A 21,933-nucleotide genomic window follows, 5' to 3' on the forward strand; every position below is an offset into this window, starting at 1 on the left:
ATGGCCACGGATGCCATTGTGCTGACCGGCGTCAGCCGGCACTTCGGCTCGCTGCGCGCCGTCGATGATGTCAGTCTTAATGTGGGGCAGGGCGAACTGCTCGGGCTGATCGGGCACAACGGCGCGGGCAAGAGCACGCTGTTCAGGATGATGCTGGGGCTGTTGCCGCCGACACATGGCACCTTGCGCGTCGCGGGTGCCGACGTAGGCAGCCGCGCATTTCGCGCGGCGCGGCGCGGGATCGGCTACCTGCCCGAGCATCTGGTGCTCTATGACAACCTGAGCGGGCTGGAAACGCTGCGCTTCCTTGCGCGCCTGAAGGGCGTGCAGGCGGATGCCTGTGCACCGATGCTCGACCGGGTCGGCCTGTCCGCCGCCGCCAAGCGTCCGGTGCGCGAGTACTCGAAAGGCATGCGCCAGCGACTCGGGTTTGCGCAGGCGCTGCTCGGCGCGCCGCGCGTGCTGTTCCTCGACGAGCCGACCAACGGGCTGGACCCGGCGGCAATCCGCGACTTCTACCGGATGCTCAACGCGCTGCGCGAGCGCGGCGTAACCATCGTCATTACCTCGCACATCCTGGCCGAACTGCAGCAGCGCATCGACCGCTTCGCCATTCTTGCCGGCGGCCGCTTGCAGGCCACCGGCAGCCTGGAGGCGCTGCGCGCGCAGGCGGCGCTGCCGCTGACGCTGCTGTTGCGTCTCGAACCGCGTGCGCGCCAGGACGCCCTGCATCTGCTGCGGACGCAGGTGGAAGCCATGATCGAAGTGGTGGAGGGGGCACCGGATGAACTGACCGTGCGCTGTCCCGTTGCTGCCAAGATGCCTGTGCTCGCCGCATTGCAGCCGCTTGCTGGCCGCCTGCGTGACCTGCAGATCCGCGAGCCCTCGCTCGAAGACCTGTTCCTCGGCATGCGGGGGCAAGCATGAGCGCGCGCATCGATGCAGGACAGGTGGCAGCAATCGCCGCCAAGGAATTCCGCGACCGCATGCGCAACCGCTGGGTGCTGGCCGTGGCGGTCGTCTTCACCGCGCTGTCGGTGGCGATCGGCTATTTCGGCGGGGCCGAGCAGGGTGTGCTCGGACCGCGTTCGCTGGAGTTCGTCATCACCAGCCTGGTGAGCCTGGTGATCTACCTGGTGCCCATGATCGCGCTGCTGCTCGGCTTCGATGCCGTGGTGGGCGAGCGCGAGCGCGGCTCGCTGGACCTGCTGCTGTCGTTGCCGCTGACGCGCGGCGAGATGCTGCTGGGCAAGTACCTCGGGCTGGCCGCAGCACTGCTGCTTGCCACCGCCGGCGGCTTTGCGCTGATGGCATTGCTGCTGGCGCGCCAGTTCGGCTGGCCCGGCCTGTACCACTACCTCGGCTTTGTCGCCAGCGCCGGGCTGCTGGGCCTGGCGTTCCTGAGCCTGGCGTTGTGGCTGTCGGTGCTGTCGCGCGACCGCGCGCAGGCATCGGGCCTGGCGATCGGCCTGTGGTTCTTTTTCGTGCTGGTGTTCGACTTGCTGCTGCTCGGGCTGCTGGTTGCTGGCGCGGGGGAGGCCGGCGCCAGCGGGTCCGGTACCGATTGGATCGCGTGGCTGCTGCTGCTGAATCCCGCGGACCTGTTCCGCATCGTCAATGCCTTTTCACTCGACCAGTTGCGCAGCGCCGGCGGTGTTGCCAGCATCGTGCCGCCGGCGCTGGCCAGCCCCTGGCCCACCGGTGCGGCGCTGCTGGCGTGGATTGCCGTGCCGCTGGTTCTGGCTGCCAGGAGATTCCGCTGATGTGTTCCCCATCTTCTTTGCGTCGCCGCCACCTGATGCTTGCCATGGCCGGTGCCACGGTCTTTGTTGCCGCCTGCGGCAAGAAGCCGGAAGGCGCCGCGCAGCCGCAGGAAATCGAGTCTGCCACCGCCTGCGTGCTGGATGGCATGCTGCTGGCCGACTATCCAGGCCCCAAGGCGCAGATCTTCTATGCCGGCGAGGCGCGCCCGCAGTGGTTTTGCGACACAGTGGAACTGTTCCACGCACTGCTGCGGCCCGAGCAGGTCAGGCCGGTGCGCGCGGTGTTCGTGCAGGACATGGCGCGGGCTGACTGGGAACGGCCGCGCGGCCACTGGTTCGATGCCACCACCGGCGTGTATGTCGCCGGCAGTGGGCGCCACGGATCGATGGGGCCGACGCTGGCGAGCTTCCGCGCCGAAAGCGATGCCAGCGCCTTTATCGCCCGCCATGGCGGCAAGCTGCTGCGCTACGCCGAGGTGACGCCCGAACTGGCGGACCTCAGCGGCGGCGCCATGCATGACAGCCGGATGTAGCCGGTAGTCATGCAAGGCGCACGCGTTTGATGGCTCAGTTGCCGCTGCCCGGCACCAGGCGGCGCTGGCGCACCGATTCCGCCAGGCCTTCCAGCACCTTGACCGATTCATCCCAGCCGATGCACGCATCGGTGACCGACTGGCCATAGGTCAGGTTCTCCACCGGCGTGCCCTGCACGTGGTCCTGGCGGCCTGCCACCAGGTGCGATTCGACCATCACGCCGATGATGCGCTGGTCGCCGTCGGCGATCTGGCGGCCGATGTCTTCGCACACCGGGATCTGGTTCTCATGCTTCTTGCTGCTGTTGGCATGCGAGGCATCGATCATCAGGCGCGAGGCCAGCCCGGCCTTGGAGATGGCGTCGCAGGCTTCCTGCACGCTGGCGGCGTCGTAGTTGGGCGCCTTGCCGCCGCGCAGGATGACGTGGCAGTCCTCGTTGCCCGAGGTCGACACGATCGCCGAATGGCCGCCCTTGGTTACCGACAGGAAATGGTGCGGCTGCGACGCGGCCTTGATTGCGTCCACCGCGATCTTGACGTTGCCGTCGGTGCCGTTCTTGAAGCCCACCGGGCACGACAGTCCCGAGGCCAGTTCGCGGTGCACCTGCGACTCGGTGGTGCGCGCGCCGATCGCGCCCCAGCTGACCAGGTCGGCGATGTATTGCGGGCTGATCATGTCGAGGTATTCGGTGCCGGTCGGCACACCCATCTCGCTGATGTTCAGCAGCAGCTCGCGCGCGGTGCGCAGGCCGTCGTTGATCTTGAAGCTGCCGTCCATGTGCGGGTCGTTGATCAGGCCCTTCCAGCCCACCGTGGTGCGCGGCTTCTCGAAGTAGACGCGCATCACCACTTCCAGCTCGTTGGCGAAGCGGTCGCGCTGCACCTTGAGCAGCTTGGCGTATTCCAGCGCGGCCCGGGTATCGTGGATCGAGCACGGGCCGATGATGACGATGAGCCGGTCATCCATGCCGTGCAGGATGCGGTGCATGGCCTGGCGCGCGCCGTAGATCACGTCCGAAGCCGCTTCTGAGCAGCCAAATTCGCGGATCAGGTGCGCCGGCGGCAGCAGCTCCTTGAGTTCGCGAATGCGCAGGTCGTCGGTGTTCTTCAGCATGATGGCTCCGGGATTTCTTGTGAGGTCGTGAGAGTGGGAAACAAACAGGTATAAAAAAACCGCCAGGGTCGCTGGCGGTTTCTTTTGTATTCGGGGCGCTTACAGCCGTCCCTCCCTATCCGCCAGCGGTGTGAGATCGCTAAAGAAGTAAAAGTAAAACTTAGCGGACATGGCGGAAAAGGACGTTGGCTGGGGTCAGCTTGATTCGATTTTGTCGATGGGCGCTGGATTTGTGCTGCACTGCGTGGCAGAAAGGCAGGAAATTGCGCGCCGCACGGTAAAATTTCGCGGCGCTTTGGTTGCCTGCGGCGCGACGAAGCATCTTTATAGCGCCTTTTGACAGGGTTGGCAAGTGTCCGCAACGCCGCGCGAGAGCGTGTCGCCGTGCGCCATTTCCTGCTGTATCGGCAAGGGCTGCAGCCTATATTGAACGGGAGGGAGCGCACGGGGAGGTGCATCATGAGCGTCGACGAGGCGAGGCTGAACGCCTTCATGGAGAAGTTCGTCCACGATATCGGCGCGGTGATGCACGCTGCCACCGTGGTGGTCGGCGATGAACTGGGCCTGTACAAGGCCATGGCGGAAAAGCCGATGACCGCCGACGTGCTGGCGCAGAAGACTCATACCGACGTGCGCTACCTGCGCGAATGGCTGTCGGCCCAGGCCGCCAGCGGCTACGTCGACTACGATCCCGACAGCGCGGAATTCAGCCTGAACGAAGAACAGGCCTTCGCGCTGGCGCAAGAGGGCAGTCCGGCGTTCATTCCCGGCGCGTTCCAGATTGCGGTGGCGCAGTTCCGCGCCATCCCGAAAATGATCGACATCTTCCGCAACGGGCGCGGGCTGGGCTGGCATGAACATGACCCGGCGCTGTTCCACGGCACCGAACGCTTTTTCCGGCCGGGCTATGCCGCGCATCTGGTCTCGGAGTGGATCCCCGCGCTCGATGGCATCGAGGCGCGGCTCAAGCGCGGCGCCAGCGTGGCTGATGTGGGTTGCGGCCATGGCGCGTCGACCATCATCATGGCGCAGGCCTATCCGGCCTCGCGCTTTGTCGGCTTCGATTACCACGAGCCGTCGGTACGCCATGCCACCGAGGCCGCGCGGCGCGCGGGCGTGGGCGACCGCGTGCGCTTCGAAGTCGCCAGCGCCAAGGACTACGCCGGCAGGGACTACGACCTGGTGGCGGTGTTCGACTGCCTGCACGACATGGGCGACCCGGTGGGCGCGGCGCGGCACGTGCGCGAGACGCTGCGGCCGGACGGCGCATGGATGATTGTCGAGCCGTTTGCCAACGACAAGCTGGAAGACAACCTCAATCCCGTCGGGCGCGTGTTCTATTCCGCTTCCACATTCATCTGCACGCCGGCGTCGCGCTCGCAGGAGGTGGGGCTATGCCTCGGGGCGCAGGCAGGCGAGGCGCGCATGCGCGGGGTGGCCGAACAGGCAGGCTTCGGCAGGTTCCGGAGGGCGGCGCAGACGCCGTTCAATCTGGTGTACGAAGCGCGGCCGCTCGGACCGTAGGCACCATGAAAAACGGGACCCGCGGGTCCCGTTTCATTGGGGCGATGCAGCGTCAGGCCGTGCCGCCCACCGTCATGTTTTCGATCCGCAGCGTCGGCTGGCCCACGCCTACCGGCACGCTCTGGCCTTCCTTGCCGCAGACGCCAACGCCGGAATCCAGGCGCATGTCGTTGCCGATCATGGTGACGTCCTTCAGCGATTCGGGGCCGTTGCCGACCAGCGTCGCGCCCTTGACCGGGTACGTGATCTTGCCATCCTCGATCATGTATGCCTCGCTCGCCGAGAACACGAACTTGCCGTTGGTGATATCCACCTGGCCGCCGCCGAAATTGACCGCATACAGGCCGCGCTTGACGCTGGCGATGATCTCCTGCGGGTCCTTGTCGCCGTTGAGCATGTAGGTGTTGGTCATGCGCGGCATCGGCAGCGCGGCATAGCTTTCGCGGCGCGCGTTGCCGGTGACCGGCATCTTCATCAGGCGCGCGTTGAGCGTGTCCTGGATATAGCCGCGCAGGATGCCGTCCTCGATCAGCGTGGTGCACTGGGTCGGGTTGCCTTCGTCGTCCAGGTTGAGCGAGCCGCGGCGGTTGGCCAGCGTGCCGTCATCGACCACGGTCACGCCCCTGGCCGCGACGCGCTCGCCCATGCGGCCGGCGAAGGCCGACGAGCCCTTGCGGTTGAAGTCGCCCTCCAGGCCATGGCCGACGGCCTCGTGCAGCAGCACGCCGGGCCAGCCCGGGCCCAGCACGACGGTCATCGCGCCGGCCGGGGCGGGGCGGGCGTCCAGGTTGACCAGCGCCGACAACACGGCCTCGTCCACGTACTTCTGCAGCAGGTCGTCGGTGAAATAACCGTAGGCATAGCGGCCGCCGCCCCCCGACGAGCCGATCTCGCGGCGCCCGCCCTGTTCGGCGATCACCGTCACCGACACGCGCACCAGCGGGCGCACGTCGGCGGCGATCACGCCGTCGCTGCGCGCCACCAGCACCACGTCGTACTCGCCGGCCAGGCCGGCCATCACCTGCACCACGCGCGGGTCCTTGGCGCGCGCCATGCGTTCGATGCGCTCGAGCAGCGCCACCTTTTCGGCGGCGGCCATCGAATCGAGCGGGTCGTTGGGCGCGTACAGGTTGCGGCCGGCGTGCGAGGCCAGTTCGCCCGCCACCTTGACGCGGCCGTTGCCGGCGCGGCCGATGGTGCGGGTGGCGGCTGCCGCCTGCGACAGCGCGGCCAGGCTGATGTCGTCCGAATAGGCGAAGGCAGTCTTGTCGCCCGACACGGCGCGCACGCCCACGCCCTGGTCGATGCTGAAGCTGCCCGACTTGACGATGCCTTCTTCCAGGCTCCACGCCTCATTGCGCGTGTACTGGAAGTACAGGTCGGCATAGTCGACCTTGTGCGTGAAGATATCGGCCAGCACGCGCTGCAGCTTGGCCTCGTCCAGGCCGTATGGCGCCAGCAGCAGTTGCTGCGCGGTGGCCAGGTTGCGGATTCCGAGATCGCCGGCGTTCATGAGATGTCCTTTCTTCTGTTTGCCGCCCCGGCCAGCCATGGATCTTGCCGGTAGCGTGAAATGCCTGGTGGGGCCGCCGCATGCAACCGCATGCGGCGGCCCCGCGGTTGCGTACATGCTACAGCACCCGGTGACGCAGTGCCGGCAGGTTTTGCCTGACTTCTTCCAGCCGCGCCGGGTCTATGCTGCCGGCCACCACGCCTTCGCCTTCGGGCAGCATCGCCAGCACTTCGCCCCACGGGTCGACCAGCATCGAATGGCCCCAGGTGCGGCGTCCGTTCTCGTGCTTGCCGCCCTGTGCGGCGGCCAGCACATAGCACTGGTTTTCGATGGCGCGGGCGCGCAGCAGGATTTCCCAGTGCGCCTGGCCGGTGGTGTAGGTGAAGGCGGCCGGCATCAGGATCAGGCTGGTGCCTGCGCCGGCCGCCAGGCCGCGGTATAGCTCGGGAAAGCGCAGGTCGTAGCACACCGACATGGCCACGCGGCCGCAGGGCGCATCGAAGCTGACCGGGGTGCGGCCGGCCAGGATGGTGCGCGATTCGTCATAGCTTTCAGCGCCGCGCGTGAAGCCGAACAGGTGGATCTTGTCGTAGCGCGCCACGCGCTCGCCGCGCGGGTCGAAGGCGAGCGAGGTGTTGTACACGCGCGCGGGGTCGTCGCACCACATCGGCAGCGTGCCGCCTACCAGCCAGATGCCGTGGCGGCGTGCGGCGTTGGCCAGGAACTGCTGCACCGGGCCGTCGCCGTCGTGCTCGCGCACGGCCACCTTGTCCGCTTCGGAGCGGCCCATCATGCAGAAGTACTCGGGCAGCAGCACCAGCTGCGCGCCGCCGGCGGCGGCCTCGGCGATCAGCGCCTCGGCGCGCGCCAGGTTGGCATCGAGTGAAGTGCCGGTAACGGTCTGCACGGCGGCCACGCGGAATGGGGCGGGGGCAGTCATGGGCGTTGGTTTCCTCTTGGGCTCTTTATCTCTCTCGGACGGCAGCGGCTTCAGCGTGGCAGCGCGGGCTCGGCGCGGTTCTGGAAGCGGGGGCCTTGCGCTTTATTCTCCTCCACTTTGCCGATCTGCGGGTTGGCCCAACTGCCTGTGATGCTGTAGTGCTGGGTGAACACCTTGGAGAATTCGTCGGCAAACAGCAACTGCGCGGCGAGCGTGCCGATGCCCAGCACCGGGTTGATAAAGGCGGCCGCCACCGAGGTCGAGGTGGCATTGATGCGCGGCACCACGTCTACGCGCAGGTCCTGGGTCTCGCGCAGCAGGTTGGCGGTGCCGCTCATGCTGGCGATGATCTGCGGGCTCTTGAGTTCGAAATCCTGGATGGTGCCGACGCCGTTCTCGATCGTGCCGGCGCCGGAAATGCGGTCGAACAGCAGGCCGCGGCCCGACAGGCTGCGGAAGTCCAGCGTGGCAAAGCGCAGCAGGCCCTGCAGGCTGAGCACGCCCAGCAGCCGCGCCGCGCCCGGTTCGACGCTCAGGATCTGGCCGTTCTCCAGGTCGAGCGACAGCTTGCCGGACAACGTCGGGTAGTCGATCGACAGCGGCGAGCCGCGCCATGCCACGCGGCCTTCCAGCTTGCCCTTGCCGTCGCGCAGCGTGTGCGGCAGCCCCAGCCGGTTCAGCGTGGCGCCGGCGTCGCCGATGTCGATGACGAACGACAGCAGGGTGCGGCGCTCGGCATTGCCTTCGGCGCGCAGGCGGCGCGGCACGCGCCAGCTGCCGTGGCCGGTCAGCGTGGCATCGGGCTGTTCGATCTTCAGCTTGTCCAGGGTCCAGACCGGGGCGGTGCCGCTGGTGCCGGTATGCGCCTTGACCTCCAGCTTGCCGAAGTCGTGGCCGCGCAGCATGAACTGCTCGGCGACCAGGTCAATGGCGGGTAGTTCGTCGATGCTGCTGGCGAGCGCGTCGACCACGTTGCGCTCGTCGCTGGCATCGGGCACGCTCAGGCGCGACAGGCGCAGTTGCAGCGCGCCCGTGGCGTTGGGACCGGCACCCGCACCCGCACCCGCACCGGCACCGGCACCGGCACCGGAGGCGGCCGGCTGCCATTGCACGGCGCCCGCGATCTGGCGCGATTCGATCCTGGCGTTCCAGCCGTCGCCCTCGCGCGTGGCGTCTAGCGCCACGTCGTCGAGCGTGCGGCCCATGCCATGGAGCGTGCCGGCGCGCAGCGCAATGCGCCCCGGCAGGAAGGGCGAGGGGCGCGTGCCATCGCCGGTGGAGCTCGCCGGTCCGGCGAAGGCCGCGCGCCAGGCGTCGATGTCGAGCCGGTCGAAGGTCGCCGCGGCGCTGACGCCGGCCGTCGGCGCCGGCGCCGCCTGCTGCACGCCGATGCCGCCGGCGACGACTTCGATGCCGTTGCCGCCGTTCTGGTCGCGGCGCACCAGGTAGCGTGCGTTGAGGGCGTTGCCCAGCTGCAGCGCCAGTTCGTCGACGCCGGCGCGGCCGGGCGCGGGGCGCAGTTCGACGCGCAGCGGCAGGTCATGCGGCGCCGTCTTGGCCAGCGGTGCCGGCAATCCGATCGCCATGCCGTTGAGCGAGGAATTCAACTGCACCTGCAGCTCGCGTTCGCGCACCGCGATCACGGTGTTGTAGCCGGTGCTGCCTTCCAGCCTGGCCGCCAGCGGGGCCAGTGCCGAGCCTGCCGCGGCCTCGCGCAGGCCCGCGGCGGAGACGGTTCCGCTCGCGGTGACGCGGGTGCCCCCTTCCGGCTGGGTGCCGCCGCCGAGCTTCACTTCGCCGCCCAGGAAGCGCGCGCGCAGGTTCTCCAGCCCGAACCCGTGCTCGTTGAATGTGATGTCCCCGCTGGCATTGCCGAATGCCGGCAGTTGCGGGCTGAGCACCACGTCGTTGCCGGGGAAGCGGAAACGGCCCTCCACCTTGGCCGCGCTGGCGTGCTCCAGCGGCATGTCGAGCTTGAGCCTGAGCTCGCCGTTGCCATGCGCGCGCGCCGCGTCGGCCACGTGCGCGGTCCATTCGCGCACCGGCGAAGCGGCGATATAGCGCAGGAAGCCCTGCACCGGCCCGCTGGCGCCGCCGTCGATGGCGAGACGGCCATGTTCGCTGAGGTCGTCGATGCGGCCGCTGACGTCCTGCAGCACCACGCCCGGGATGTCGTGCACCGTGGCGCGCCGTGCCAGGAAGGCCATGCCGCCACGGTCGAACGTGACCTGTCCGGCGATGTCGGTGAACACCGGCCACAGCGGCACGCCTCCCGCGCCAGTCTCGTGCGGCGCTATCTGGTAGCTGACGCGCTCGATCGGCACGTCGACGCGGAATTCGCCCGCCTTTTCGAACGGCGCGTGGAACGGGAAATGCTCCAGGTCGCCCTTAAGCAGGAAGCTGACGCCCGCCGCGTCGCCACTCATCAGCGCGCCCGCCAGGTAGTGCCGCGTGCCCGCCGGGATGGTCAGCGGCAGGTAGCGGGGCACGCGCGCGACCTGGGCGCGGGTCATCTCGCCGCTCAAATCGGCGATGCCGGAGGTGCCGTCCCCGCCGGCGCGCCAGCTGCCGCGCACCGAGCCCGCGGCATCCGCGTTGGCAAAGCGGATGCCGTCCAGCGTCACCACCAGCTTGCCGCCGGCGTGGTGCCAGCGTACATCGCCGCCGATCTGGTCGAACGGCACGCGCGCCTCCTCGAACAGCCCGGGCATCACCAGCGACGCGCCATTGCCTTCGAAGCGCGCATTGCCTTGCTGGTCGTCGAACGAGAACGTGCCCGACAGGCGCGAGAAACCGGGCGTGCCCAGGCGCGGACGGCCTTTGGCATCCAGGGCCGGCACCGCCGGCTGGCCGTTGACCGAGACGTCGCGCAGCGTGCCCTGCACGCCGTAGTGTGGCTTGCCGCCGCTGCGGTCGAGCATGCCGGCGCGCTCGCGGCTCCAGCTGACGTTGAGGTTGTCGATGTGGCCGGCCGGCTGCAGCGCGCGCAGCTGGCGCAGCACCGCGGTCTCCAGCGGCATCGAGCTGGCCAGCGCGCGCACGGTGTTCAGGTCCAGCGTAGGTGCCTTCAGCGTGAACTTGCGCAGGTTTCCGTCCTTCGCATAAGCCCAGCCGAGTTCGACCTTGCGCATGCCTTCGCGCCGGCTGGCGTCGGCGGGTGCCGCCTGGCCGTTGGCAGGCTGCGGCTGCCACAGCAGCGTGTCGACGGTGAGCAGGTTGCTGCCGTCGCGTTCGGTCCGGTGCAGCAGGAAGGCCTGCGCATTGGCCAGCCGCAGCGGCGCGGCGGCGCCGGCCAGCTGCAGGTCGACGCCGCTGGCGCGCAGCCGGGTCTGGCTGCGCACGATGCGGCCCTGGCGGAATTCAATGCTGCCGTCGGTGCTGAAGGTGCCGCTCGCCACGCCCTCGAACATGGCCAGGTAGCGCTGCAGCACCGGCAATTCCAGCTGGGCCACGTTCCAGCTTGCCTGGCCGCTCCAGTAGCGCCAGTTGCCGGCGCTGTGCAGGTAATCGTTGGTGAAGGCGGACTTGACCACCAGCGGGCGCGGGCCCAGCGCCGGCGAGCGCGCTTCCAGCGTCACGGTATGGCGCGTGCCGTCGCGGCGGGTGTCAAGGAGGATTTCACCGATATCGAGCTGCGGCAGGCCGGCCTTTTCGTCGAGCCAGCGCAGCCTGCCGTCGGACAGCGACACGCGGCCCTGCGACATCAGCCAGCCCAGGAAGCGGTCGTCCTCTTCCTGGCCGCCGGTGGCATCGACCGGCATGCCGCCGACCAGCAGCTTGCCATCGGGCGTGCGGCGCACCAGGATGTCTGTGCCGGTGGCGCCCAGGCTGACAAACTGCAGGCCCATGCTGAACAGCGAGCGCCACGACAGCTTGCCATCGAGCGTGGCGGTCGACAGCAGCACGCGCTTGCCATCGTCCACGGCGCGCAGGTCGCGGGCGCGGAAGGCGGGGTGCCAGCCATCCCAGTAGGTATCGAGTGCGCCGATGCTGACCTGTGCCGACAGCGCGAGCGTGCCGCGTTCCTCCAGCCATTCACGCGCGGCCGATGCCTGCGGCCATAGCACGAATCGGATCAGCAGGCCTGCCACCAGCGCCAGCACGCCGAGCACCAGCGCCAGCCGTAGCAGCGCGCGACCCAGGCCGCGCCAGAACGGGTGGCGCACCATGCCAACGAGCGCGCGTGCGCCGGCGCCGGCGAGGCCACGCAGGCGCGCAGGGCGCGTCAGCGCAGGAGAATCGATACCTGGAGCGGCCAAGGAATGAGCGGGTGGTGGCGAAGCGGGGTGGTTCGCGGCGTTGTTGGCGGTGTTGTCAGCTGAGCTGTCTTGGGGGCTCTTGGCGGTATCGTTGGCCGGAGCCGGCAGCGTAACGGCGGCCACATGCCCCCCCGCGCCGCCATTGGGGGGAGAACCGTCAGCGGGTTGTGGAGCGCGGCTGGACATGCGCAGATTATCCGACAATACTAGCCGCTCTCCAATCTGGTGCCCGGCCGGCTACAACAAGAATGCGCGCACCGCGCGCAGCGTGAATCGGGGCAACATTGTCCGGGCACGCCTGATCTGCCGCCGGTACCGGCCGCACCTTTTCTCGCATTTCAAATTACTGGAATGACTGTCTCTGACCCGACGAGTTCCGCCGCTGGCGATCCCTCCGACCAACATGGCGCGGGCGCCACCCCGGCACCCGCTGATCTGGCGGATCCGGCGGCGGCGCTTGCTGCCGCCGAGGGCGTCGGAACCATGACCGCCGGCGCCTTTGCCGTCACTGCGGCGCAGGCATTGCCGCCGGGTCTGCCGGCGGCCGTCTGCGGCGGCCACGTATTGTACTCGGCAGCGTATTCGCATTACGCGCGCCGGGTGCTGCAGGCACGTCCCGAACTGCCCGCAGTGATCGCGGCGGCCGCCGGACAGCCGCTCACGCGCGCGTGGATGGAGGCGCGGCTGCAGGCGCTGCACGAACCCTCGGCCGATGCCGAGGAAGCCACCAAGCGCACGTTGCGCCGGCTGCGCGCCGAGGTCATGTGCGCGGTGATCGAGCGTGACCTGCGCGGCCTGGCGGCGCTGGGCGAAATCACCGGCGCCATGACCGACCTGGCCGAACTGACGATCCAGCATGGCCTGGCGGTGCTCGGCGCCGATCTCGCCGCTACCTTTGGCCGCCCGGTCGGGGAGCAAAGCGGCGAGGTGCAGGAGCTGGTGGTGGTCGGCATGGGCAAGCTCGGCGGGCGCGAGCTCAACGTCTCGTCCGACATCGACCTGATCTTCCTGTATGACGAAGACGGCGACACGCAGGGCGGCACGCGCAGCCTGTCCAACCATGAGTATTTCATCCGCCTCGGGCGCCGCCTGATCAACCTGCTTGCCGAGGTGACCGCCGACGGCTACGTGTTCCGCGTCGACATGCGGCTGCGGCCCAATGGCGACGCCGGTCCGCTGGCGTGCAGCCTCGGCATGCTGGAGGAATACCTGGTGGTGCAGGGGCGCGAATGGGAGCGCTACGCCTGGATCAAGGGCCGCGTGGTGTCGGCGCTCGACACGCCGCACGCGCAGCGCACCGCCGGCCTGCTGGCGCGCCTGACCACGCCGTTCGTGTTCCGCCGCTACCTGGACTACGGCGTGATCGCGGCGATCCGCTCGCTGCATGCGCAGATCCGCAGCGAGGCCGCCAAGCGCAGCGGCGGGCTGGCGGGCCATGGTGTCAACCAGCGCTCCTTCAATATCAAGCTCGGCCGCGGCGGTATCCGCGAGATCGAATTCATGGCGCAGGTGTTCCAGCTGATCCGCGGCGGCCAGGATCCCGCGCTGCGTGTGCGGCCCACGCTGGAAGTGCTGGGGGTGGCGGTCGAGCGCGGCCTGCTGCCTTCCGGCCAGGCCGGACAGCTGGGCGACGCCTACCGCTTCCTGCGCCAGCTGGAGCACCGCCTGCAGTACCGCGACGACGCCCAGACCCATCACCTGCCGACCTCGGAAGACGAGCAGCTGGCGGTGGCGCGGATGATGGGCTGCGCCAGCTGGAGCGAGCTGCTGGCGCGGCTGGCGGCGCTGCAGGAGCCGGTGGCGCAGCAGTTCGAGGCCACCTTCTCCGATCCCGACGCCGCGCCGTGCGAAGCGCTGTGGCCCGACATCGTGCTCGACGACAATGCCGCGCGCGCGCAGGACAACCCGCAGGAGGACGCCGCCGCGCAGGCACAGGGCGAGCAGGGTAGGTGCGGCGACGACGCCACGCCGTGCCGGCGCTTGCAGGCGGCCGGCTTCACCGACTGCACTGGCCTGCTCGACCGGCTGCGCGCGATCGCGTCGTCGCTGCGCTACCGCGCGCTGTCAGAGTCCAGCCGCGCCCGTTTCGACCAGCTGGTGAACCGCGCGCTCGACCTGGCCGCGCGCCAGGACGACGCCGACAGCACCATCGCGCGCTTTATCGACTTCCTCGAGGCCATCAGCCGGCGCGCCTCCTACCTGTCGCTGCTGTCCGAGTACCCGCAGGCGATGGACCGCGTCGCGCAGACGCTGCATGCCTCGCGCTGGGCCGCGTCCTACCTGACGCGCCACCCGCAGCTGCTCGACGAACTGCTCGACAGCGATGCGCTGGCCGGCGCGCCCGACTGGGCCGCGTTCCGCAAGCGCCTGCACGAGCGGCTGCTGGCCGCCGAAGGGCAGGTCGAGCACCAGATGGACATCCTGCGCCGCGAGCACCATGCCGAGACCTTCCGCGTACTGCTGCAGGACCTGCACGGCATGCTGACGGTGGAGCAGGTGGCCGACCGGCTGTCGGACCTGGCCGACGCCATGCTCGATGCCACGCTGCAGACGGTGTGGCGCCAGCTCGCCACGCGCCATCGCGACACGCCGCGCTTCGCGGTGATCGCCTACGGCCGGCTCGGCGGCAAGGAGCTGGGCTATGCCTCGGACCTCGATATCATCTTCCTGTATGACGACGAGCACGAGCGCGCGCCCGATGTCTACGCCGCCTTCGCGCGCCGGCTGATCACCTGGCTCACCAGCCATACCGCGGCCGGTGCGCTGTTCGACGTCGATACGCGGTTGCGCCCCAACGGCGCGGCCGGCCTGCTGGTCACCAGCTTCGACGCCTTCCGCCGCTACCAGCTGCGCGAGGGCGACAACACCGCATGGGTTTGGGAACACCAGGCCCTGACGCGCGCGCGCTTCTGTGCCGGCGATGCGGCCATCGGCGAGCGCTTCGAGGCGCTGCGCGACGAGGTGCTGTGCCAGGAGCGCGATGCCGCGGTGCTGCGCGACGAGATCGTGCAGATGCGTCGCAAGGTGGCCGAAGGCCATCCCAATCCGACCAGCCTGTTTGACCTCAAGCACGACCGCGGCGGCATGGTCGACATCGAATTCACGGTGCAGTACCTGGTGCTGCTGCACAGCCGCGCGCATCCGCAGCTGACGCGCAACGCGGGCAATATTGCGCTGCTGCGCGAAGCCGGCGCACTCGGGCTGATCGATGCCGCGCTGGCCGTGGCGGTGGGCGGCGCCTACCGGCTGTTCCGCGCGCGCCAGCACCAGTTGCGGCTCGACGGCCAGGCGCACGCGCGCGTGGCGGCGGAATCGGTCGCCGCGCAGACGGCGCAGGTGCGCACGCTGTGGCAGGCCGTGTTTGGTGAAGGCTGAGGCTACGACAGCCACGCCGGCCGCGGTGGCCCCGGGCCGTCCCGCCGGTACCTCATGGCCGGGGCTGCTGGCGGCGATCGCGCTGGTCTGGGCGCTGTCCGCCTGTTTCACCTTCCTGCCGTGGTGGCACGCGCACGGCCTCTACCTGCGCGATGCGGTGCGGCTCGACGGCCAGTGGTGGCGGCTGGCCACCGCCATGTGGGTGCACCTGGGCGCGATGCACTGGCTGGCCAACGCACTGGCGGCCGCCGGCCTGATGGCGCTGGCCGGGCGCACGGCGCGGGCGCGCGCCACGCTGCTGGTGCTGCTGGCTTGCGGGGTTGCCGTACAGGCGGCGCTGCTACGCGTGCCATCGGTTGGCTGGTATGGCGGCTTGTCCGGCGCCTTGCACGGGCTGGCTCTGTGGGGCGGGCTCGGCCTCTTGCGCGCGCCCGGGTTGTCGCGCGTGCTCGGCGTGCTGCTGTGCCTGGGCGTGCTGGCCAAGGTGTGGCTGGAGCAGTCGTGGCTGGCGCCGGTTGTCTTCGATCCGTCATGGGGTTTCGGCGTGGTGCGCGCCGCGCACGCAGCCGGCGCGGTGGCCGGGCTGCTGTGCTGGGTGGTGCAGGAGTGGTGGCTGGCGCGGCGGCCGCTGCGCAGCGCCGGCGACTGAGCCGCATCCGCGCGGCAGGGCAAGCGTCATGCGCGCCGACGCAGCGCGAAGCCGAGCAGGCCGGTCCCGGCCAACGCGAGCGCGAGCCAGCGTGGCACCGCGCCGCCACCGCCACCGCCGGACGGTGCCGGCGCGGCGGCCGCCGGCGGGGCCGACACCGCCGCGGCCAGCGCGTTGTCGGCATCCAGCAGGCCGGCGCCGCACACGCCTTGATTGGTGGTGCAGAAGGTGCCGGATGGATGCGGCCGCGCCGAGGACTTCAGCGCCGCGGTTACTTGCGCCGGCGACAGCGACCCGTTCAGCGCAAACATCATCGCGACCACGCCCGACACCATCGGCGCCGCGAAGCTGGTGCCCTGTGACGACGACACCGTGTAGTCGCCGATCGATGTGCCGCCGTTGTTGCTCAACGTGCGGATCACCGACGGCGTGGTGGTGCACGCCCCGTTCTGTACGCGTGAGTTGCCGCAGCCGCCGCCCGGCGCGCTGATCGCCACCTGCGGCCCGACATTGGCATAGGTGGCGTTCTCGCCGTCGTTGGCGTGGGCCGTGACCGCGATCACACCGCGGCAATCGGCCGGCGCTTCGACCGCGCTGCGGTTGTTGCCCGCTGCCGCCACCACCACCACGCCGCGCGCGTTCAGGTCGTTGACCGCCTGCTGCTCGATACTGCTGCAGGTGCCGCCACCAAGGCTGATATTGACCACCCGCGCCGGGTTTGGATTGGCCGGCACATTCGGCACCGACAGGCCGCCCGCCCAGCGCATGCCGTCGACCGTATCGGACAGCAGCGCGCCGCAGCGTCCCGACACCCGCACCGGCAGGACTCTCGCGCTCCAGTCGACGCCGGCAATGCCTTCGCCGTTGTTGGTGACCGCGCCCAGCACGCTGGCCACGCGCGTGCCGTGCCAGCTGTTGGCCGTGGCTTCGGTGGTCGGCGAGGAACTGCCCGGGCAGGTGAAGCCGGACGGGACATTGTCGCCGGGGTCGGTAGAATCGCCGTCGCGTCCATCGTCGCCATCGTTGGAGACGGCGGCGCTGCTGATGAAGTCATAGCCCTGCAGCAGCCGGGCGGCCAGGTCGGGGTGTTGCAGCACGCCGGTATCGACCACCGCGATCACGATGCCGCCGCTGCCGCGCGTTCGGTCCCAGGCGCGCGGCAGGTTGACGCCGCCGACCGTGGTGCCGGTGCCCAGCAGGTATGGCTGGTTGGCACGGAACTCCGGGTCATTGGGCACGGTATCGTGCAGCCGCAGCCAGCGGTCCGGCACGGCGTCGGCCACGCGCGGGTCCTGGCGCAGGCGGGCGGCGGCGGCTTCCGGGTCGGCAGCGAGTTCGTCCGGCACCTGCAGCAGGTCCATGTTCCCGCCCATGGGCCGGCGCAGCGTGGCGGCGATGCCGGTGCGCTCGCGCAGTTGCTGCAGCGGGCTCGCTGCTGACGCCGCCGACGCGGCCGGCTCCTTGCTGGTCACGGTGGAGGTGGTGCCATCGCGCCAGCGCACGATGATCTGGCCGGTGTAGGCCGGGGCTGCGGCTGAAGTCGAGGACGGCGCGGCGCCTGCGGCGATGGGTGCCGCGCCACAAAGCGCAGCGATGGTGATCAGGGCTGCCCGCCAGTGGCGCAACGCGAAGCAGTGACGGAAGACGGACTGCGCGGGATGCAGCATGTATTCCTCCAGAGGCACCCCGGACGCCCTCGGGCGCGCAGGGGGATCCTATGTAGGGAATACGATCCGCGCCAGATGCGCAAGGGGTACCGAAGGCTTAGAACCCGCCGCTTCCGCAACGGACTCAGCGGGCAAACTCAGCTCTTGGGCATATCCCGGCTGGTCGGCATGGTGCGGTTCGGCTGGATCAGCCGGTCCGGCTCGGCGGTCTCGATACGTGGGGTGGCGCGCAGCGTATCAACCGCCTGGTCGATGGTGGCATCCGCCGACTTGGAGATCGCCGTCACCAGCCAGACCCCGCCCGACATGGGGCGCTTGACCACATAGCGGATCGGGCCCTTGATCTCGGCCAGCAGCTTGCCGGCATCCTCCGACATTTCGACCGCGGGCGGCTTGAACTTGACCATGATGTCGCCCACCGCGCGGTCGTCGGTAATGCTGCCGGGCGGTGGCGCGTAAGGCCCCGACTGGGCCTTGCAGCCAGACAGTGCCAGCAGTGCGGCGGTGGCCGCGGTGGCCAAGGCCAGGACGGCGCGCAAGGGGCGGTGGCGGCGGCCTGCCGGCGGCGCGTTGCGGGTCATGGTGGGGCTCCTGTGAAAGTTGGGTCGGGTACGCCGATGCGAGCGCTGTGAGGACGATGCGGGGGCAATGCCGGGGCGTCAGCCGGCCGCGCGGCGGCCGCGCCGGCTTTCCTTGGCCGTGCCGCGCAGCGCGGCGCCGGCCTGGGCGTCGGCGCCTTGCGCCAGCATCTCTTCGGCATGCTGCAACGTGGTCGCGGTGACGGTGGCGCCCCCCAGCATGCGCGCAGTCTCGACCACGCGCCCGGCCGGGTCGAGCACGCGGATGCGCGAGCGCGTGACCGAGCCATCACCGCCATCGGTGGTTTCCTTGCTGACCAGCAGGTGCGTGCCGGCCTGCGCGGCGACCTGCGGCAAGTGGGTCACGCACAGCACCTGGCGCGCGCGGCCCAGTTCCTGCAGCCGTCGGCCGACGACTTCGGCGACTGCGCCGCCGATGCCGGTGTCGACTTCGTCGAAGATCAGCGTCGGCGTGGGCGAGGCCTCGCTGGTGATCACCGAGATCGCCAGGCTGATGCGCGCCAGCTCGCCGCCGGACGCAACCCGCGCCAGCGGCCGCGCGCTGACGCCGGCATGGCCGGCCACCAGGAACTCGACCTGCTCCATGCCGTAGCTCTGGCCTTCTTCCAGCGTGTTCAGCGCGGCGACGAAGCTGCCGCCCGCCATCGACAGGCCCTGCATGGCGTCGGTGACCGCCGCCGACAGCGCCTGCGCCGCTTGCTTGCGCGCATGGCTGAGGTGTTGCGCCAGCGTCAGGTAGGCGGCCTTGGCGGCGGCTTCGCGCGCCATCACCTTGTTCAGGTCCTGCGCGGCCTGCAGGTCGTCGAGCTGCTGGCGGCGCGTCAGCAGCTCCTCGGGCAGCTGCTCCGGAGGCAGGCGGTACTTGCGCGCGGTGGCGTGCAGCGCCTGCATGCGTTCCTCGACGGCCTGCAGCCGTTCGGGATCGAGCTCGAGCCGGTCGACGTAGCGGGTCAGCGAATGCGCGGCTTCCTCGGCCTGCACCTGGGCCGGCTCGAGCGCGGCCAGCACGTCGCGCAGCGCCGGGTCGACGTCGGCCAGCTGCTGCAGCCGGTGCACGATCGTGTTCAGCGCCGACAGCACCGAGCCGTCGGCCTCGGACAGCGCGTCAAGCGCCGCGCGGCTGCCGTCGATCAGGCCGGCGGCGTGCGACAGGCGGTTGTACTCGGCCTGGATCTCTTCCCATTCGCCCGGCTGCGGATTGAGCTTGTCGAGCTCGCCTACCTGCCACTCCAGCCGCTCGCGCTCGAGCTGCATCTCGCGCGACTGGTGCTCGACCGCCTCGCGCTGGCGCACGCAGGCGCGCCACGCGCGCCAGGCCTCGGCTACCGCGCCGGCCTGCTGGGTCAGCCCGGCGTGGGCGTCGAACAGCAGGCGCTGCGCATCCGGGCGCAGCAGCAGCTGATGCGCGTGCTGCCCGTGGATGTCGACCAGCTGGTCCCCCACTTCGCGCAACTGCGCCAGCGTGGCCGCGGCGCCGTTGATAAAGGCCTTGCTGCGGCCGCCGGCATCGACCGTGCGCCGCAGCAGCACCGAGCCGGCGCCATCTTCGTCTTCGGCGTTGAGCTCGCGCTCGGCCAGCCAGGCGTCGAGTGCCGGGTGGGTCGAGAAGGTGGCGCTGATGCTGGCGCGTGGGGCGCCTTCGCGCACGATGCCGGCATCGGCCCGCTCGCCCAGCACCAGCGCCAGGGCGTCGATCAGGATCGACTTGCCGGCGCCGGTCTCGCCGGTAAAGACGGTGAAGCCAGGGGTGAAATCCAGGTCGAGCGTGTCGACGATGACGAAATCGCGGATGGACAGGCTGCGCAGCATCGTGGCGGAAAGTGAGGTCGGTCCGGGAGGTCGGGCTGGCGTCGGATCGGGATGGCTAGCTCGGGCTCTGGGGGCGGCTCAGAGGCGGTTGTCTTCGGACGGGTATTCGTGCCAGTGCAGCTTCTTGCGCAGCGTGGCGTAGTAGTTGTAGCCCACCGGGTGCAGCAGGTTGATGCTCTTCTCCGAGCGCCGCACCACGATACGGTCGCCGGGCAGCAGCGAGGTCAGCGACTGCATGTCGAAATTGACGCTGGCGTCGCGCGCGCTGGCGACCTCGATGGTGACTTCGGCATCGTGCGGCAGCACGATCGGGCGGTTCGACAGCGCGTGCGGCGCGATCGGCACCAGCACCACGCCCGACAGCGTCGGGTGCAGGATCGGGCCGCCGGCGGACAGCGCGTAGGCGGTCGAGCCGGTCGCGGTCGATACGATCAGGCCGTCCGAACGCTGGTTGTACATAAAGTTACCGTCAACGGACACCGCCAGCTCGACCATGCCTGAAATGCCCGAGCGGTTTACCACCACGTCGTTCAGTGCCAGCGCGGAAAAAATGACGCTATCGTCGCGTATTACGCGGGATTCGAGCAGCAGCCGGTTCTCGGCCTCGTAGCGGCCGTCGAGCATGTCGGGCAGCACCGTGTGCACATCTTCCAGCGCGATGTCGGTCATGAACCCGAGCCGCCCGTGGTTGACCCCGATCAGCGGCACGTCGTAGCCGGCCAGCTGCCGGGCAATGCCCAGCAGCGTGCCGTCGCCGCCCAGCACCACCGCCACGTCGGCCTGCTTGCCGATTTCTTCGGCCGACAGGGCAGGGTAGGCGGTCAGCCCGGTGGCCAGCGCGGTTTCGCGCTCGAACACCACATCCTGGCCGTTGCGCAGGATATAAGAGGCGATCTCCTCCAGCGGTCCTTCGATGCCGGCAGTCGAGTAGCGGCCCACCAGGGCGACGGTGTTGAACGAAGTGCGCAAGGCGCTGGCTCTCGGGGGGGCGGACATGGCGGGATTAGACCATACCGCCGCTGCCGTTGCCAGCAGGCGCGGGCGCCGCAACCCAGGCGGGGCGCCAGAAGGTCTAAAACTTGCGTAAAATCGGGGCATCATGGATGAACGTTCCAAAACGCTGCTCAAGACCCTGATCGAGCGCTACATCGCCGAAGGCCAGCCGGTCGGATCCCGCACCCTGTCGAAATACTCGGGGTTGGACTTGTCGCCGGCGACCATCCGCAATGTGATGTCCGATCTGGAGGAAATGGGCTTTATCGCCAGTCCGCACACGTCGGCCGGCCGCATCCCGACGCCGCGCGGGTACCGGCTTTTCGTCGATTCCATGCTGACGGCCAAGCCGCTGGAGCGTAACGCCGACCTGGCCGAGCTGACCGGCCAGATCCAGGGCCAGCTCGGCGCCCAGCAGCTGGGGCCGCAGCGCATGATCACGGCGGCGGCGCGCACGCTGTCCAACCTGTCGCACTTCGCCGGCGTGGTGATGACTCCCCGGCGCGCGCAGGCGTTCCGGCAGATCGAATTCATGCGCCTGTCCGACAAGCGCATCCTGCTGATCATCGTCAGTCCCGAGGGCGATGTGCAGAACCGGATCATCCAGACCGAGCTGTCATACACGCCGGCCCAGCTGATCGAGGCGGCCAACTACTTCAATTCGCACTACGGCGGCATGAGCTTCGACGCCGTGCGCAGCCACCTGCGCGTCGAGCTGCAGGACCTGCGCCGCGACATGTCGCAGCTGATGCAGGCGGCGGTCGAGGCCGGCAGCGTGGCCGACGACGAGGAAGACGACCACGTCTATATCAGCGGCGAGCGCAAGCTGCTGGAAGTGGAAGACCTGTCTTCCAGCATGGACAAGCTGCGCCGGCTGTTCGACGTGTTCGAGCACAAGACCAGCCTGCTGCAGCTGCTCGACGTCTCCAGCCACGCCCAGGGCGTGCAGATCTTCATCGGCGGCGAAAGCCAGCTGGTGCCGCTGGAAGACATGGCGGTCATCACCGCGCCTTACGAGGTCGACGGACAGATCGTCGGCACCCTCGGCGTGATCGGTCCGACCCGCATGGCATACGAGCGCGTGATCCCGATCGTCGACATCACCGCGCGGCTGCTGTCCAGCGCGCTGAGCCAGAACCAGTGACGCGGCTGGCCGGTCTGACAAGCTGCCCCAATCCTACCGAGCGCCGACTTT

General features: G+C 69.4%; 16 protein-coding genes. 8 read left to right on the forward strand and 8 right to left on the reverse strand.

Annotation, left to right across the window (positions count from 1 at the left end; genetic code table 11):
* Genes J8I82_RS10070 through J8I82_RS10080 form a run of 3 tightly spaced genes read left to right on the forward strand, consistent with a single transcriptional unit; the run spans position 1 to position 2,296 of the window.
* The gene (locus J8I82_RS10070) at positions 1-927 is read left to right on the forward strand and encodes an ABC transporter ATP-binding protein (protein WP_245179606.1); all 927 of its coding nucleotides are present in this window, start codon (positions 1-3) and stop codon (positions 925-927) included.
* Positions 924-1,763 (forward strand): ABC transporter permease, encoded by an 840-nt coding sequence (locus J8I82_RS10075; RefSeq protein WP_209756884.1) that lies wholly within the window; start codon positions 924-926, stop codon positions 1,761-1,763. Before J8I82_RS10070 ends, J8I82_RS10075 begins: the two co-directional genes overlap by 4 nt.
* Positions 1,763-2,296, forward strand: coding sequence for a nitrous oxide reductase accessory protein NosL (locus tag J8I82_RS10080; RefSeq protein WP_209756886.1), 534 nt, complete (start codon positions 1,763-1,765; stop codon positions 2,294-2,296). Before J8I82_RS10075 ends, J8I82_RS10080 begins: the two co-directional genes overlap by 1 nt.
* A 34-nt stretch (positions 2,297-2,330) precedes the next feature.
* Here J8I82_RS10080 and aroG read toward each other — a convergent pair whose 3' ends face one another.
* Entirely contained in the window at positions 2,331-3,410 is a 1,080-nt protein-coding gene (gene aroG / locus J8I82_RS10085) for a 3-deoxy-7-phosphoheptulonate synthase AroG (protein ID WP_209756888.1), read from the reverse strand.
* Positions 3,411-3,579: 169 nt separating this feature from the next.
* Between aroG and J8I82_RS10090 the strand changes: the two genes are divergently transcribed.
* On the forward strand, positions 3,580-3,750 hold the full coding sequence (locus J8I82_RS10090) for a hypothetical protein (protein WP_209756890.1): 171 nt from the start codon (positions 3,580-3,582) through the stop codon (positions 3,748-3,750).
* A 119-nt stretch (positions 3,751-3,869) separates the two neighbouring features.
* Positions 3,870-4,934, forward strand: a complete 1,065-nt coding sequence (locus J8I82_RS10095; protein WP_209756892.1) for a class I SAM-dependent methyltransferase — start codon at positions 3,870-3,872, stop codon at positions 4,932-4,934.
* Positions 4,935-4,986: 52 nt separating this feature from the next.
* Here the strand turns inward: J8I82_RS10095 and tldD are convergent, their stop codons facing one another.
* The 3 genes from tldD to J8I82_RS10110 form a co-directional block, all read right to left on the reverse strand.
* A complete protein-coding gene (gene tldD, locus J8I82_RS10100; protein WP_209756894.1) occupies positions 4,987-6,447 on the reverse strand; it encodes a metalloprotease TldD in 1,461 nt (486 codons plus the stop codon).
* A gap of 118 nt (positions 6,448-6,565) precedes the next feature.
* Positions 6,566-7,387, reverse strand: coding sequence for a carbon-nitrogen hydrolase family protein (locus tag J8I82_RS10105; RefSeq protein ID WP_209756896.1), 822 nt, complete (start codon positions 7,385-7,387; stop codon positions 6,566-6,568).
* A gap of 50 nt (positions 7,388-7,437) precedes the next feature.
* A complete protein-coding gene (locus J8I82_RS10110; protein ID WP_209756898.1) occupies positions 7,438-11,832 on the reverse strand; it encodes a YhdP family protein in 4,395 nt (1,464 codons plus the stop codon).
* 297 nt (positions 11,833-12,129) lie between these two features.
* Here J8I82_RS10110 and glnE point away from each other — a divergent pair, with 297 nt between their 5' ends.
* Positions 12,130-15,021 carry a bifunctional [glutamate--ammonia ligase]-adenylyl-L-tyrosine phosphorylase/[glutamate--ammonia-ligase] adenylyltransferase gene (gene glnE, locus J8I82_RS10115; RefSeq protein WP_431831541.1) on the forward strand — a complete coding sequence of 964 codons (2,892 nt, stop codon included), beginning with the start codon at positions 12,130-12,132 and terminating at the stop codon, positions 15,019-15,021.
* Between the two features lie 25 nt (positions 15,022-15,046).
* Positions 15,047-15,670, forward strand: coding sequence for a rhombosortase (gene rrtA / locus J8I82_RS10120; protein WP_284183052.1), 624 nt, complete (start codon positions 15,047-15,049; stop codon positions 15,668-15,670).
* Positions 15,671-15,696: 26 nt separating this feature from the next.
* On the opposite strand, the gene mprA is transcribed toward rrtA, so the two are convergent.
* From mprA to J8I82_RS10140, 4 genes are all read right to left on the reverse strand, one after another.
* On the reverse strand, positions 15,697-17,337 hold the full coding sequence (mprA, locus tag J8I82_RS10125) for an MprA protease, GlyGly-CTERM protein-sorting domain-containing form (protein WP_209756901.1): 1,641 nt from the start codon (positions 17,335-17,337) through the stop codon (positions 15,697-15,699).
* A 137-nt stretch (positions 17,338-17,474) separates the two neighbouring features.
* Positions 17,475-17,918 (reverse strand): hypothetical protein, encoded by a 444-nt coding sequence (locus J8I82_RS10130; protein ID WP_209756903.1) that lies wholly within the window; start codon positions 17,916-17,918, stop codon positions 17,475-17,477.
* Between the two features lie 78 nt (positions 17,919-17,996).
* Complete coding sequence (gene recN, locus J8I82_RS10135) at positions 17,997-19,745, reverse strand: DNA repair protein RecN (RefSeq protein ID WP_209756906.1); 1,749 nt, start codon at positions 19,743-19,745, stop codon at positions 17,997-17,999.
* Positions 19,746-19,823: 78 nt separating this feature from the next.
* Complete coding sequence (locus tag J8I82_RS10140; RefSeq protein ID WP_209756908.1) at positions 19,824-20,741, reverse strand: NAD kinase; 918 nt, start codon at positions 20,739-20,741, stop codon at positions 19,824-19,826.
* A 103-nt stretch (positions 20,742-20,844) separates the two neighbouring features.
* Between J8I82_RS10140 and hrcA the strand changes: the two genes are divergently transcribed.
* On the forward strand, positions 20,845-21,882 hold the full coding sequence (hrcA, locus tag J8I82_RS10145; RefSeq protein WP_209756910.1) for a heat-inducible transcriptional repressor HrcA: 1,038 nt from the start codon (positions 20,845-20,847) through the stop codon (positions 21,880-21,882).
* Positions 21,883-21,933: the final 51 nt, after the last annotated feature.

Source organism: Cupriavidus consociatus, from assembly GCF_017814975.1.
GTDB classification, from domain to species: Bacteria; Pseudomonadota; Gammaproteobacteria; order Burkholderiales; family Burkholderiaceae; genus Cupriavidus; species Cupriavidus consociatus.